Origin of the sequence: Allosphingosinicella sp. (genome assembly GCF_035626655.1) — a bacterium.
Lineage (GTDB): Bacteria > Pseudomonadota > Alphaproteobacteria > Sphingomonadales > Sphingomonadaceae > Allosphingosinicella.
On record NZ_DASPNF010000005.1, the window covers coordinates 306,542 to 319,047 of the forward strand.

Annotated in this window: 15 protein-coding genes, 2 tRNA genes and 1 pseudogene; 8 read left to right on the top strand and 10 right to left on the bottom strand. The window is 68.6% G+C overall.

What is annotated here, in order from left to right:
- Positions 1-93: 93 nt before the first annotated feature.
- The 5 genes and pseudogenes from VEC11_RS04390 to VEC11_RS04410 form a co-directional block, all read left to right on the top strand.
- Positions 94-297: a hypothetical protein gene (locus VEC11_RS04390; RefSeq protein ID WP_464129375.1), complete on the top strand. Its 204-nt coding sequence runs from the start codon at positions 94-96 to the stop codon at positions 295-297.
- Entirely contained in the window at positions 297-617 is a 321-nt protein-coding gene (locus VEC11_RS04395; RefSeq protein ID WP_464129376.1) for a cell division protein ZapA, read from the top strand. The genes VEC11_RS04390 and VEC11_RS04395 overlap by 1 nt, the downstream gene beginning before the upstream one ends.
- Positions 618-780: 163 nt before the next feature.
- Positions 781-1,371 (top strand): 5-formyltetrahydrofolate cyclo-ligase, encoded by a 591-nt coding sequence (locus VEC11_RS04400; protein ID WP_464129378.1) that lies wholly within the window; start codon positions 781-783, stop codon positions 1,369-1,371.
- A complete protein-coding gene (locus VEC11_RS04405) occupies positions 1,362-1,583 on the top strand; it encodes a DUF2842 domain-containing protein (RefSeq protein ID WP_464129379.1) in 222 nt (73 codons plus the stop codon). The genes VEC11_RS04400 and VEC11_RS04405 overlap by 10 nt, the downstream gene beginning before the upstream one ends.
- Positions 1,584-1,767: 184 nt before the next feature.
- Positions 1,768-1,893, top strand: a pseudogene (locus VEC11_RS04410) (DUF5990 family protein); the annotation flags it as partial.
- A 113-nt stretch (positions 1,894-2,006) separates the two neighbouring features.
- Here the strand turns inward: VEC11_RS04410 and VEC11_RS04415 are convergent.
- From VEC11_RS04415 to VEC11_RS04440, 6 genes are all read right to left on the bottom strand, one after another.
- A tRNA-Asp gene (locus tag VEC11_RS04415) sits at positions 2,007-2,083 on the bottom strand.
- Positions 2,084-2,124: 41 nt separating this feature from the next.
- The gene (locus VEC11_RS04420) at positions 2,125-3,210 is read right to left on the bottom strand and encodes an AI-2E family transporter (protein WP_464129700.1); all 1,086 of its coding nucleotides are present in this window, start codon (positions 3,208-3,210) and stop codon (positions 2,125-2,127) included.
- 234 nt (positions 3,211-3,444) lie between these two features.
- A tRNA-Leu gene (locus VEC11_RS04425) sits at positions 3,445-3,529 on the bottom strand.
- A 45-nt stretch (positions 3,530-3,574) separates the two neighbouring features.
- Positions 3,575-4,093 carry a DUF805 domain-containing protein gene (locus VEC11_RS04430; RefSeq protein WP_464129381.1) on the bottom strand — a complete coding sequence of 173 codons (519 nt, stop codon included), beginning with the start codon at positions 4,091-4,093 and terminating at the stop codon, positions 3,575-3,577.
- 2 nt (positions 4,094-4,095) lie between these two features.
- A complete protein-coding gene (locus VEC11_RS04435; protein ID WP_464129382.1) occupies positions 4,096-4,869 on the bottom strand; it encodes a crotonase/enoyl-CoA hydratase family protein in 774 nt (257 codons plus the stop codon).
- A complete protein-coding gene (locus tag VEC11_RS04440) occupies positions 4,866-6,404 on the bottom strand; it encodes an AMP-binding protein (protein WP_464129384.1) in 1,539 nt (512 codons plus the stop codon). The genes VEC11_RS04435 and VEC11_RS04440 overlap by 4 nt, the downstream gene beginning before the upstream one ends.
- On the opposite strand from VEC11_RS04440, the gene VEC11_RS04445 reads away from it, so the two are divergent.
- A complete protein-coding gene (locus tag VEC11_RS04445) occupies positions 6,403-6,930 on the top strand; it encodes an NUDIX hydrolase (protein ID WP_464129702.1) in 528 nt (175 codons plus the stop codon). The genes VEC11_RS04440 and VEC11_RS04445 overlap by 2 nt on opposite strands.
- Positions 6,927-7,469, top strand: a complete 543-nt coding sequence (locus VEC11_RS04450) for a hypothetical protein (protein ID WP_464129387.1) — start codon at positions 6,927-6,929, stop codon at positions 7,467-7,469. The genes VEC11_RS04445 and VEC11_RS04450 overlap by 4 nt, the downstream gene beginning before the upstream one ends.
- A gap of 4 nt (positions 7,470-7,473) precedes the next feature.
- On the opposite strand, the gene VEC11_RS04455 is transcribed toward VEC11_RS04450, so the two are convergent.
- The 4 genes from VEC11_RS04455 to VEC11_RS04470 are packed head-to-tail and all read right to left on the bottom strand — an operon-like array spanning position 7,474 to position 10,878.
- Positions 7,474-8,280: a hypothetical protein gene (locus VEC11_RS04455; protein WP_464129388.1), complete on the bottom strand. Its 807-nt coding sequence runs from the start codon at positions 8,278-8,280 to the stop codon at positions 7,474-7,476.
- On the bottom strand, positions 8,193-8,603 hold the full coding sequence (locus tag VEC11_RS04460; RefSeq protein WP_464129389.1) for a hypothetical protein: 411 nt from the start codon (positions 8,601-8,603) through the stop codon (positions 8,193-8,195). Before VEC11_RS04460 ends, VEC11_RS04455 begins: the two co-directional genes overlap by 88 nt.
- A 43-nt stretch (positions 8,604-8,646) precedes the next feature.
- The gene (locus VEC11_RS04465) at positions 8,647-10,443 is read right to left on the bottom strand and encodes an acyl-CoA dehydrogenase C-terminal domain-containing protein (protein ID WP_464129391.1); all 1,797 of its coding nucleotides are present in this window, start codon (positions 10,441-10,443) and stop codon (positions 8,647-8,649) included.
- Positions 10,444-10,455: 12 nt separating this feature from the next.
- On the bottom strand, positions 10,456-10,878 hold the full coding sequence (locus VEC11_RS04470; protein WP_464129703.1) for a MerR family transcriptional regulator: 423 nt from the start codon (positions 10,876-10,878) through the stop codon (positions 10,456-10,458).
- A gap of 152 nt (positions 10,879-11,030) precedes the next feature.
- Here VEC11_RS04470 and purF point away from each other — a divergent pair, with 152 nt between their 5' ends.
- Positions 11,031-12,488 (top strand): amidophosphoribosyltransferase, encoded by a 1,458-nt coding sequence (gene purF, locus VEC11_RS04475; RefSeq protein ID WP_464129393.1) that lies wholly within the window; start codon positions 11,031-11,033, stop codon positions 12,486-12,488.
- Positions 12,489-12,506 lie beyond the last annotated feature (18 nt).

Here is a 12,506-nt window from a genome sequence, read left to right on the forward strand (position 1 = left end):
CGCGTGGAGACGCTGCGGTCCCTTTATCCGCCCTCGCGCGCCCGTCAACCGTGGCAGTTTGCGGTAGCTCCCGATCATGTTATGCCGTTGCCTATGGGGGATGTACGCGCCCTTGATGCGATTGCCCGGATCGAGCGCGCGCTGGCGCGAATCGAGGCCTCTGGCCGCAGATCCTCACAATCATCCTCCGATCCGGCCGAACTGATCGAGCTGCGTACCGCCCACCAGGCGTTGCGCGCCCGCGTCGAGGGTGCGATCGGCCAGATCGACCTCCTGCTCGAAAGCGAGAATCGCTGATGGCGTCGATCGATATCGAGGTCGCCGGCCGCCGCTACAATGTCGCCTGCCGGGACGGCGAGGAGGCGCACCTCCACTCGGTCGCCGCCATGGTCGACCAGCGCGCCCGCGACGCCTCCGAGGCCCTGGGCAGCCTCACGGAGACCCGCCAGTTGCTGTTCGCCGCCTTGCTCATGGCCGACGACATCAAGGAGATGCGCGCCGGCGCCGGCCTCGTCGAGCCGCCCCCGCCGCCGCCCGACCCGGCGGTCGCCCAGGCGCTGGAGCGCCTCGCCGCGCGGATGGAAGCCCTGGCCGACAGCCTTGAGAAGGACGGCTGAACTTCCTAGATAGGCCGGTGACGGGTACTGCCCGGTACGAGCTCTAGAGAACATCCCTGAGGCGATAAGACATCCTCGGGGGCTGTCCCTGCCCGGGCCCTGGCCCGACGTACATGGCCCCCACCTGACGTTCTGGCGTCAGTGGATATTCCGGCAAACGGCCATGGCGGTCCCGTCACCCACCCCTTCCCCCAGCAAGAGCGACCTGCGCGCCGAGGGCCTCCGGCGCCGGCGCGCTTATGCCGAGAGCCTCGACGACGCCACCCGCGCGGCCCTGGAGCAGGCGCTGGCGCAGATCGTGCTCCCGCACCTGCTCGGCGCCCGCGTGATCGCCGCTTATCATCCGCTCAAGGATGAAATCAGTCCGGCGCCGATCCTCGCCGGGCTCGGCGCTGGCCAGCGCTACGGCCTGCCCTGGTTCGAGCATCGCGACGCGATCTTCCTCTGGCGCGAGGGGCCGGCGACCGAACCGAGCCCCTGGGGCGTCGCCCAGCCGCCCGCGGAGGCGGAGGCGCTGCTGCCCGACATCGTCCTCGTCCCCATCGTTCTCGCCGACCGCAGCGGCGTCCGGATCGGCCACGGCAAGGGCCATTATGACCGCGCCCTCGCCAATCTCCGTGGCGGCGGCCGTCCGGTCATGACGATCGGCCTGTGCTGGCCGGACCAGCTCGTCGACGGCCCCCTCCCCGTCGATCCCTGGGACATGAGGCTGGACGCGGTCGCGACTCCGGGCGAATGGGTGGCATGCGCGTAGAACCGACATGGCGGCAGGGCGCCGGCATGGCCCTGATCCTGGCCTGGATTGTCCTCTGGTGCGTCGGCGCGGCCAGCATCGGCGGGCTGATCAAGGATGCGCCCATCTGGGCGCAGACGCCGTTCTACGTCGTCGCGGGAATCGCCTGGATCTTCCCGCTGAAGCCCGTGCTCCGCTGGATGGAGACGGGCCGCTGGCGCAAGGCGGGATGACGGCGCGCGGCGCCCGGAACGAGATCCGCCTGCGCCTCGTGGTCGAGGATCCGGTGCCCGGCGTGGCGCACAGCCTGCAGGACAAGAACCAGCCCGTCGATGCCAGGGTCTCGGCGTCCGGGGAGCCGCTCTGCTTCGATTTCCCGGTCCGCATCGCGCCCGGCCGAAATATTGCGGCGAGCAGGTGCGCAGCGAGGGCCCGGAGCGGCGCTTCGTCTATATCGCGATCAGGCGGCAGGCGGGCGCTCACGACGCCTGCTGGAGCCGCCGGATGAAGATCGACATCCACGACATCCCGCCGGCCCTGCTCGACGGCGCGATGGCGGGGAAACGGCTCGTCGGCACCGTGCAGGGCACCGCGCGGACGGCACGCCGGCCTGCGCGACGGTGCGCGTGCAAGGCTGGACTCTGGACGGAAGATAATGGCGCGAGTGACGGGGCTCGAACCCGCGACCTCCGGCGTGACAGGCCGGCGCTCTAACCAACTGAGCTACACCCGCGTGCGGTGAAGGCGGCGACCTAGTGAAGGTGCCGGGGCCTGTCAAGCGACCGGCGGCGAATGATTCCGGGGCTCGTCCGGGTCCTGCACCAAAGTCCCTTCCTCGAACAGGAAACCGGTAATGTCCGGCTTGCCCGCGGCGGCGAAAACCGTGTTCAGGATGATCAGCAGCGGCACCGCCAGCAGCGCCCCCGTCGTCCCCCAGACCCAGGCCCAGAAGCTCAGGGCGAGCAGGATCATCAGCGGATTGATGGTGAGCCTTCGCCCGACCACGGTCGGAGTGACGATGTTCGCCTCGATCAGGTGCAGGACGATGAAGATGATCGAGGGCAGCATCGCCCGCCAGGGCTCGTCGAACACCATCAGGCCGCCGACGCCGAGCAACAGCGCCGCCACGATCGGGCCCAGATAGGGGATATAGTTGAGCACGGCGACGATGCCGCCCCACATGAGCGGCGATTCCATGCCGATCGCCCAGAGGATCAGGCCGACGAGCAGGCCGAGGCTGATGTTCACCACCGTGATCGTGCCGAGATAGGTGGAGGTCGCGTCGACCACCTGCTGGATCACCCGCGCCGTCGTCATCGCACCGTCGAAGCTCGCCCGGTTGGTGATCGTGCGCTTGCGCATCTTCGTCCAGCCGGCGAGGAAGAAGTAGATCACCAGGGTCGCGAAGAACATCTGGATCAGGGCGAATGGCGCCGACGTGGCGATGATCGACAGCAGGGAATTGGGAGTCTCGACGGTCACCGTCTGGCTGGCGAGGCCTGGCCCGCTCGAGAATTGGTGGGTGACGTTGCTGATGAAGGAATCGAGGTCCGAAAAGGCCTCGATGATCGGCGCCAGCGTGCTGCGCACGCGCTCGATCCGCTCGGGCAGCATCCTGACCCATTCGCTGGCGGGGAAGACGATGGCTGCGATCGCGGCATTGGCGATCACCAGAAACAGCATCAGGCAGAGAAAAGCCGCGAGGCCCGAGGGCACCCGGCGTCGCTCCATCCATTCGAGCGGCGGGACGAGGGCGATGGCGATTACCAGCGCAGCGGTCACCGGCAGGAAGAATTCCGCGCCGGCCCGGAGCGCGAACGGCAGGGCGATCAGCACCCCGGCGCCGGTGATCAGCGTCATCGAGGCGAGCAGCCGGTCGCGCCGCCAGATATTGTTGCCGGCATCCTCGGGCGCCGGCACCTCGGAGGCGCGCGGCAGGATCGAGCGCGTCCGGCGCCGTGTCGGCAGCGTTTCCTTCATCTTGTCTGCCGGCTTCCTCATGGCGCGACCATGCCCGACGCGCGGGCGGCTGAGAAGGCAGAATTGCGGCGGGAATGAGCGGTACGAACAGCCGGCGATATCCGCTCCCGATGGTGGTGCCCCTGGCCCGACTCGAACGGGCACTCCTTGCGGAACTCGATTTTGAGTCGAGCGCGTCTACCAATTCCGCCACAGGGGCACGTGCCGCTCTCTATCGGCGCGGGAGGCCGGCCGCAATGGCCCCTCAGGTGAAGATCTGCGAGGTTGGCGGCTCCTTGGGATCGGGTCCGAAGCGATTGGGGCCTCGCGTGCCGTCGAGCAGATAGAGGACGAGCAGCCAGATCCCGCCCACGATGGGGATGAACCCGATCAGGATCCACCAGCCCGATTTGTCCTGATCGTGGAGGCGCCGCACGCTCACTGCCAGGTTCGGAATGAAGAGCAGCACGGAATAGATCAGGAACAGGATGCCCGGAACGCCCATGGCTTCGAAGACGGTCCGGAAGAGGATCTCCGGCGGCACGTAGAAGACATCCCCATTCAGATCCACGTAGCCCAACTCGCTGCCGGCAAGGCCGTCGAACTCGCCCGCGGCGGCGCGGTCCCTGAGGCCGGCCAGCGCGTCGAACACAGACATCAGGATCATGACCGTCAGGATGCCCGCGACGACCGTGTTCAGCAGCGCCCACAGCCAGAATTCGAGCCGCCGCGAGCGCCCCGAAAAGTCCGCGTAACGTCTCAGCGGCAGCAGCAGATAATGCATCTTCACCCCTTCCGGATGTTGTCGAAAGTGCCGCGGCGGCCGTCTCCGCCGGCGAAGCGGGCGGCGCCCTCTCTGGCGCCCTCGAGGACGGGGGCCTCGCCGGCGACCGCCTCGGCCCGGAGCGCCCCTGCCAGGTCGTGGTCCCAGGCTGCGCAGGCGCTGTGGCGGTCGGTGCGCAGGCAAAGTTGCGGGAAGCGGGCGATTTGTTGCGCGATGTTTTCGGCCTCGGCCCGCGCCTGCCCGTCCGGCACGACCCGGTTGGCGAGGCCCATGGCGAGCGCCTCCTCGGCCCCGACCGGGCGCCCGGTAAGGATCATGTCCAGCGCCCTGCCCTGCCCGACGATCCGCGGCAGCCGCACGGTGCCGCCGTCGATCAAAGGCACGCCCCAGCGCCGGCAGAAGACCCCGAAGGTCGCGCTCGCCGCGGCGATCCTGAGGTCGCACCAGAGCGCCAGCTCCAGTCCGCCGGCCACCGCATAGCCCTCGACCGCGGCCAGCACCGGCTTGGAGAGCAGCCGGCGCGTCGGCCCCATCGGACCTTCGCCCGCCGGGTCGTAATCGACGCCGCCGCCGGCCAGCGCCTTGAGGTCGAAGCCCGCGCAGAAATGGCCGCCGGCGCCGGTCAGGACGGCGACGCGCGCGCTTTCGTCCGCCTCGAAGACATCGAAGGCCTGGCGCAGCGCCTCGGCGGTCGCCGGATCGACCGCGTTGCGCGCCTCCGGCCGGTCGATGACGATGGTGACCACCGCGCCGTCCCGCTCGACACGGACGCTCATATCCGCCGCTCCCGTCCCACCCAGAAGGGATCGCGCAAGGCCCGGCGGAGCGGCTTGCCGACCGGGCTCAACGGGATGGACTCCACGAAGCGCACCGCCTTCGGCGCCTTGTAGCCGGCGAGATGGGCATGGGCGTGCGCGATCAGCGCCGTCTCGTCGGCAGCGGCGCCCTGGCGCAGGATGACGAAGGCGGTCACGATCTCGCCCCAGCGCTCGTCGGGCAGGCCGACCACGGCGGCCTGGGCCACCGCTTCATGCCCGGCCAGCACGTCCTCCACCTCGCGCGGATAGACGTTGTAGCCGCCGGTGACGATCATGTCGGAGGTGCGGTCGACGAGGGTGAGATAGCCCTCCGCGTCGAAGCGGCCGATGTCGCGCGTGCGCAGCCAGCCGCCGGGCAGGATCGCCTCCGCGGTCAGGGCAGGATCGGAATAGCCCTTCATCATGAAGGGCGCGCGCAGCAGGATCTCGCCGGCCTCGCCGGGCGGGACCTCCTGCCCGCCCTCGTCGACCAGCCTGATCTCGGTCTCCGGGCTGGGCCGGCCGCAGGAGAGCAGGCGCTCGGGCGGCGCGTCCGCATGGTCGGCCTTGCTCATGCAGCAAATTGCGAGCGGCGCCTCGGTCTGCCCGTAATATTGGACGAAGACCGGGCCCCAGCGGGCCAGCGCCTTCTCCAGCACGGGACGCGGCATGGGCGACGCGCCGTAGACGATGGTCTCGACCGAGGAGAGATCGGCCTCGTCGATGCCCGGCGTCTGGAACAGCATCTGCAGCATGGTCGGCACGAGGTTCAGCGCCTGTGGCCGCAGCCGCTCGATCGCCTCGATATAGGAAGGCGGGGTGAAGCCGGGCAGGATCGCCGCAATGCCGCCACGCAGCCAGTAAGGCATGACGAAGCAGCCGCTGGCGTGGATGAGCGAGGCGGCATGGAGCATGATCTGGCCGCGCTGCGGGTCGATCACGTTGGCGAGCACGTTCTGGACCACCGCCGCGTAGCTGGCATGGGTGTGGTGCACGGCCTTCAGCGTGCCGGTCGTGCCCGAGGTGAAGAGCGCGAGGATCACGTCGTCGGGCTGGTGATCGAGCCGCGGGTCGCGGTCAGGCGCATCGTCGGCGAGCACGAGCAGATCGGGGCCCACCTGGTCGTCGCCGGCGCCGCAGATGGTGAGATCGGGGCGAGCGGCCTTCACCAACGCGGCCCGCTCCGCCTGGGCCGGGCCGTAGATCAGGGTCAGCGCGCCGGTCCTGGCGATCATCGCCAGCTGCTCGTCGAGCGACAGGCGGCCATTCAGCGGCGTGCGGACCAGCCCGGCCTTTACGCAGGCGAAATCGGTTGGTACCGAGACCAGGTCGTTGTCGAGCAGCAGGCAGACCGGGCTGCCCTTGCCGAGCCCGAGCCGGCCGCCCAGCACCTGCGCGAGTCGGTTGGACAGGGTCTCGACCTCGGCAAAGGTCATCGCGCGTTCGCCGAACAGCAACGCCGGGCGATCCCGGTGATAGAGCGCCCCGCGGCGGATGAGCTCGGTGACCAGCATGACGCCTCCCTCGCTCCCACTTGGCCACGCGCTGGCGCCGCTGGCAAGAGCGGCCTATGCGGACCTGATGGTGCTGAGCGCGGGCATCCTGATGTGGCGTCATGGCGCGGGCGGCGCGCCGGAGGTGCTGCTCGGCCATTTCGGCGGCCCGGCTTGGGCGAAGCGCGACGCCGGTGCCTGGGCGATCCCCAAGGGCCTGGTCGGGGAAGGCGAGACGCACGAGCAGGCGGCGCGGCGGGAGTTCGAGGAGGAACTGGGCTTTCCGGCGGAGGGCCCCCTCGTCCCGCTGGGCCGGATCCGGCAGAAAGGCGGCAAATATGTCGAGGCCTTCGCGCTGGAGGGCGCGCTCGATCCCGGGGCGATCAGCAGCAATACGTTCACTCTGGAATGGCCGCCGCGCAGCGGGCGCTTCCAGGCCTGGCCGGAGATCGACCGCGCGGCCTGGTTCACGCTGGACGAGGCGCGGGAGAAGATCCTGCCGAGCCAGGCGCCTTTGCTGGACCTGCTCGAGGCGGCGCTGTCGTGAGGTGGTCGGCCGGCCTTGGCTTCTGGCTCCTGCTCGGCGCCGCCGCGCCGCCCGTGACCTTCACCCCGCTCGAGCCCCGCTTCGCGGAGACCGCCGACTATTACCGCGCGCTCTGGAGTCGAGAGGGTGGCCGGATCGTCGCCGCGCTGGAGCGGCACAGCGGCTTCGCTTTCCCGGCCCGGCCGCTGGAGATCATCCTGCGCGACGGGCGGCCGATGACCGGCTATGGCTGCAGCGCGATCCGGCTGCGCGGCACCTATACGGGCTCGGCCGCGATCGGGACGCTGATCCACGAGCTGGGCCATTGCCTGACCGCGCAGATGCCGCGGACCGCCGGGCTCGACGATCACCGCCTGCTCTATCTGTTCCTCTACGATGTCTGGACCGACCTCTATGGGCAGGAGTTCGCCAACCGGATGGTCCGGCTCGAGCGGCGGATCCCCACCGGTTATGACTATGACGGCGCCTGGACCTGGGCGCTGGCGATGACGCGGGAAGAGCGGCAGGCGCGGCTGCGGGGTTTGCGTGGCTTGCGCTGACGTCTCAGCCGAGCGGCTCGATGCCCCAGCGCGCCCAGTCGAAGGCTTCGGCGGGCGGCATCACCGCGTCCAGCGGCGGCGGCCTCCGGATCAGCCTCGTCGCGGTCAGATTGGCGATCCACCCGTGATGATGCTCGATGACCCTGAGCGGCAGCCCGTCGGCAGTCACGCAGTAGCGATGGTCCCCGGAGATGCGCACGACTTCGCCGATCGTGCCCGGATTCGACCAGGTGCAGGTCTCGCCGATCAGGCGCTCGGACGCCGGCGGAGCGATCGGGAGATAGCCCGAACTGTCATCCCGGCCGGCCTGTCCGGGGTGCAGGCGGTGGATGACGAGAGCGATGGGACGGCCATCGGTCTCCGCTTCATAATCGAACAGGATGATGCGGTTGTCGATCCGCACATGCCGGCCGCCCCAACCCCGAATCCTGTCCGTATAGGTCCAGTCGCCATGGCTGCGCAGCAGGCGCGCCCGCTCGCCATGTTCTCCGCCCTGCTGGTGGAGCTCGTAATCGCGCGGCCGGCGCGACGGCCAGACCGGGAGTACTTCCCGCGCGGGCAGGTTCCGCCAATAAGCCCAGCGAAGCAGGTCGGCCGGCGGCCGGACCTCGTCTCTGCTGACGGGACGCCGGCGGAAGGAAAGCGTCCGCGACTCGGCAATAATGACGCCGCGAAACCCCACGGCGCGCGACCAGAGCTGGACACCGTCAGCGGTGTCGCAGCTCAGCAGCTCGAGATCCGCACCCGCGATCGCCTGAACCCTGGTCGTGCGCCAGATCTCGCAATCCTCGCCGAGCACCCGCTCGTGCACGCCGGTCGCGTCAGGCTCTGATAGCCGTCTGCGTCGCGCGAATAGGCGATGCTGATCCCGGTGGCGAAGTCCGAATAGGCGAAGCCGCTGCGCGCGTCCGCCGAACCGCTCTCGCGAATCCAGCTGCCGGAGCGGACGATCCAGTGCCGGCGCTCGTTCTGGCCGGCGCTGGTGTCCGAACCGCTGATCCGGTGCGAAACGACGACCGCCTCATGGTCGACCGCAACGGGCGGCGCGTGATAGAAATGACTGCCCTGCGGGAGGCGAACGCCAGCGGCCGGCTGCGACACCCCGGCCAGGATCAGCATGAACGCGGCGAACATGCGGCCAGGCTAGGCTGGTCTTCATAAACGAAGGCTTACCGGCTCAGAACGCCTCCGCCGGCAACGCCATCAGGCTGTCCGCACCGCTCTCCAGCTTACGCCGGTGCGCATTGCTCTCCGGCAGAATGCGGTCGGCGTAGAAGCGGGCGGTGGCCAGCTTGTTGCGGTGAAAGGTTTCGTTGTCCGTCCCGTTCGCGAGCGCGGCGCTGCTGACCTTGGCCATGCGCAGCCACATCAGGCCCAGGCAGACCACGCCCATCAGGTTCATGTACGGGTAGGCCGCGGCGCCGGCATTGTTCGGATTGGCGAGGCCGTTCTGCATCAGCCAGAGCGAGGCCGTCTGCAGGTCGCCATTGGCGCGCTCCAGCCCGCTCGCCAGCGCGGCCAGCTCCGGATCGGCCTTGGCCGCCGCGGCCTCCTCGCCGACGATCCTGAAGAAAGCCTGGATGGCGCGGCCATTGTCCTTGCCGAGCTTGCGGCCGACCAGGTCGAGCGCCTGGATGCCGTTCGTGCCCTCGTAAATCTGGGCGATGCGGGCGTCGCGGACGAACTGCTCCATCCCCCATTCGCGGATATAGCCGTGGCCGCCATAGATTTGCTGGCTGTTGACCGCGGCCTCGAAGCCCTTGTCGGTGAGATAGCCCTTGATCACCGGGGTGAGCAGGCCGAGCAGGTCGTTGGCCGCCTCGCGCTCCGCCTCGGTCTGCGCCTTGCGGGAGATGTCGACCTGCAGCGCGCCCCAGAGGACGAGCGCGCGCGCCGCCTCGTTGAACGCCTTCGCCTCCATCAGCATGCGGCGGACGTCGGGATGGTGGATGATCGTGTCGGCCTTAGCGCCCTCCTCGCGCTCCTCGGGGCGCAGCGCCTTACCCTGGCGGCGGTCCTTCGCGTAGATGACGGCGTTCTGATAGGCGATCTCGCCCTGCGCCAGGCCCTGCAGGCCGACGCCGAGCCGGGCCGCGTTCATCATGATGAACATCGCCTCCAGCCCCTTCTCCGCGGTGCCGATCAGATAGCCGGTCGCATTGTCGTAGTTGAGCAGGCAGGTCGAGTTGCCGTGAATGCCCATCTTCTCCTCGATCGAGCCGCAGACCACGCCGTTGCGCTCGCCGAGCGAGCCGTCGTCATTGACCAGGAACTTCGGCACGATGAAGAGCGAGATGCCCTTCACATTGTCCGGGGCGCCGGTGATCTTGGCGAGGACGAGGTGGATGATGTTCTCCGCCATGTCGTGCTCGCCGGAGGAGATGAAGATCTTGGTGCCGGTGATCCTGTAGGTGCCGTCGGGCTGGGGCTCGGCCTTCGTCCTCAGCAGGCCGAGGTCGGTGCCGCAATGCGGCTCGGTCAGGTTCATCGTCCCGGTCCATTTGCCGGCGACCATATTGGGGAGGTACTTTTCCTTCTGCTCGTCCGAGCCCTTGACCAGGATCGAGGCGATCGCGCCCTGGGTAAGGCCGTTATACATTTCGAGCGCCTGGTTGGCGGAGAGCAGATATTCGGTGACGGCGGTGGCGAGGACTGACGGAAGCCCCTGCCCGCCATATTGCTCCGGCGCCGAGAGCGTCGTCCAGCCGCCCGCGCAGAATTGCTCATAGGCCTCCTTGAAGCCCGGCGGCGTCGTCACCGAGCCGTCCTCGTGGCGGACGCAGCCATGCTCGTCGCCGACCCGGTTGAGCGGGAACAAAACCTCCGCCGCGAAGCGGCCGCCCTCGGTCAGGATCGCCTCGACCAGGTCCGGCGTCGCGTTCTCGAAACCGGGCAGGTTCGAGTAGCGCTCGATGCCGAGCACCTCCTCGAGCACGTAGCGCGTGTCGGCGACGGGGGCGGTGTAGCTGGGCATGAGGCGGGTTCCTTATCGGGCGAGTTGGGGATCGCTGGCCTCGACCATGGCGATGAACCGGTCGAGCTCGTCGATCGTGGCGTCGATATCGAGCTTCTGCTTCTTCAGCGTCTCGACCCGGGCGCGGCATTTTTCGAGGGTGACACGGCGCTGCGAGAGACGGCCGTCGCCGGCATCGTAGAGGTCGATCATCTCGCGAATGTCGGAGAGCGAGAAACCGACGCGCTTGCCGCGCAGGATCCAGGCGAGCCGGGCGCGGTCCCGCCAGCTATAGACCCGGGCGAGGCCGTTGCGCTTCGGGAAGATCAGGCCCTCGTCCTCGTAGAAGCGGAGCGCGCGGGCGGTGACGCCGAATTCGTCGCAGAGCTGGGTGATCGTGTAGGTACGCACCTGGCGCGGCTCGTGATAGTCCGAATGGAGCGCGGTCTCGGGCATGGCGATGGCGTACTTCACCTTTACGTTAACGTCAAGCACTCCCCCCGGCTCGGGACCCGGCAATTTTGTGGTCCGGGCCGCCTTTATCCGGGGCGACAAATGACGATGCCATGACTATATGCGCGCCAGGATCAGCCGGCCAGCAGGCGGACATGCTTAGCACCAACCCCTTCGATTCAGACAAATTGCGCGAGGAGTGCGGCGTCTTCGGCGTCTGGGGCGCGGACGGCGCGTCGGCCCTGGTCGCGCTCGGCCTGCACGCGCTGCAGCATCGCGGCCAGGAGGCCGCGGGCATGACCAGCTTCGACGGCCAGGCCTTCCACAGCCATCGCGGCATGGGTCATGTCGCCGACAATTTCGAGAATGAGGCGGTGATCCGCCGGCTCGCCGGGCGCGCCGCGATCGGCCATGTCCGCTATTCGACCACCGGCGAAACGGCCTTGCGCAACGTGCAGCCGCTCTTCGCCGAGCTCTCGCTCGGCGGCTTCGCGGTCGCGCATAACGGCAATATTTCGAACGCGCTGCGGCTGCGCGGCGAGCTCAACCGGCGCGGCTCGATCTTCCAGTCGACCAGCGACACCGAGGTGATCATCCACCTCGTCGCCACGTCGGAATACCGCACCCTACTCGACCGTTTCATCGACGCGCTGAAGCAGGTGGAGGGCGCGTACAGCCTAGTCTGCCTGACCAATGAGGGCATGATCGCCTGCCGCGACCCGCTCGGCATCCGTCCCCTGGTCATGGGCCGACTCGGCGAATCCTACATCTTCGCCTCGGAGACGGTGGCCCTCGACATCGTCGGCGCGACCTACTTGCGCTCGGTCGAGCCGGGCGAGCTGATCGAGGTCTCCGACAAGGGCCTGCGCTCGCACCGGCCGTTCGCGCCGCAGCGCCCGCGGCCCTGCATCTTCGAGCATATCTATTTCTCGCGGCCGGACAGCGTGCTGGACGGGCACAGCGTCTACAATGTCCGCAAGAAGATCGGCGCTCAGCTCGCCATCGAGAGCCCGGTCGAGGCCGATCTGATCGTGCCGGTGCCGGACAGCGGCGTGCCGGCGGCGATCGGCTATGCGCAGGAAGCCGGTATTCCGTTCGAGCTCGGCATCATCCGCTCCCATTATGTCGGCCGCACCTTCATCCAGCCCGGCGACCATGTCCGCCACCTGGGCGTCAAGCTGAAGCACAATGCGAACAGTGCCCTGATCCAGGGCAAGCGCATCGTGCTGGTCGACGATTCGATCGTCCGCGGCACCACCTCGATGAAGATCGTGCAGATGATGCGCGATGCCGGCGCGCGGGAGGTCCATATGCGGATCGCCAGCCCGCCGACCCGCCACTCCTGCTTCTACGGGGTCGACACGCCGGAGCGGGCGAAATTGCTGGCGGCGCAGATGGACGTGTCGGCGATGAACCGCTTCATCCATGCCGACAGCCTCGCCTTCGTCTCGACCGAGGGTCTCTACCGGGCGCTTGGCGAGGAGGGCCGGGACGAAGCGGCGCCGCAGCATTGCGACGCCTGCTTCACCGGCGACTATCCGACCAGCCTCACCGACCATGACGACCTGGAGCGGCGCAACCAGCTCCTGCTCCAGGAGGGGCGCCGGGCCTGATCTTCCCCGTCGCCCCGG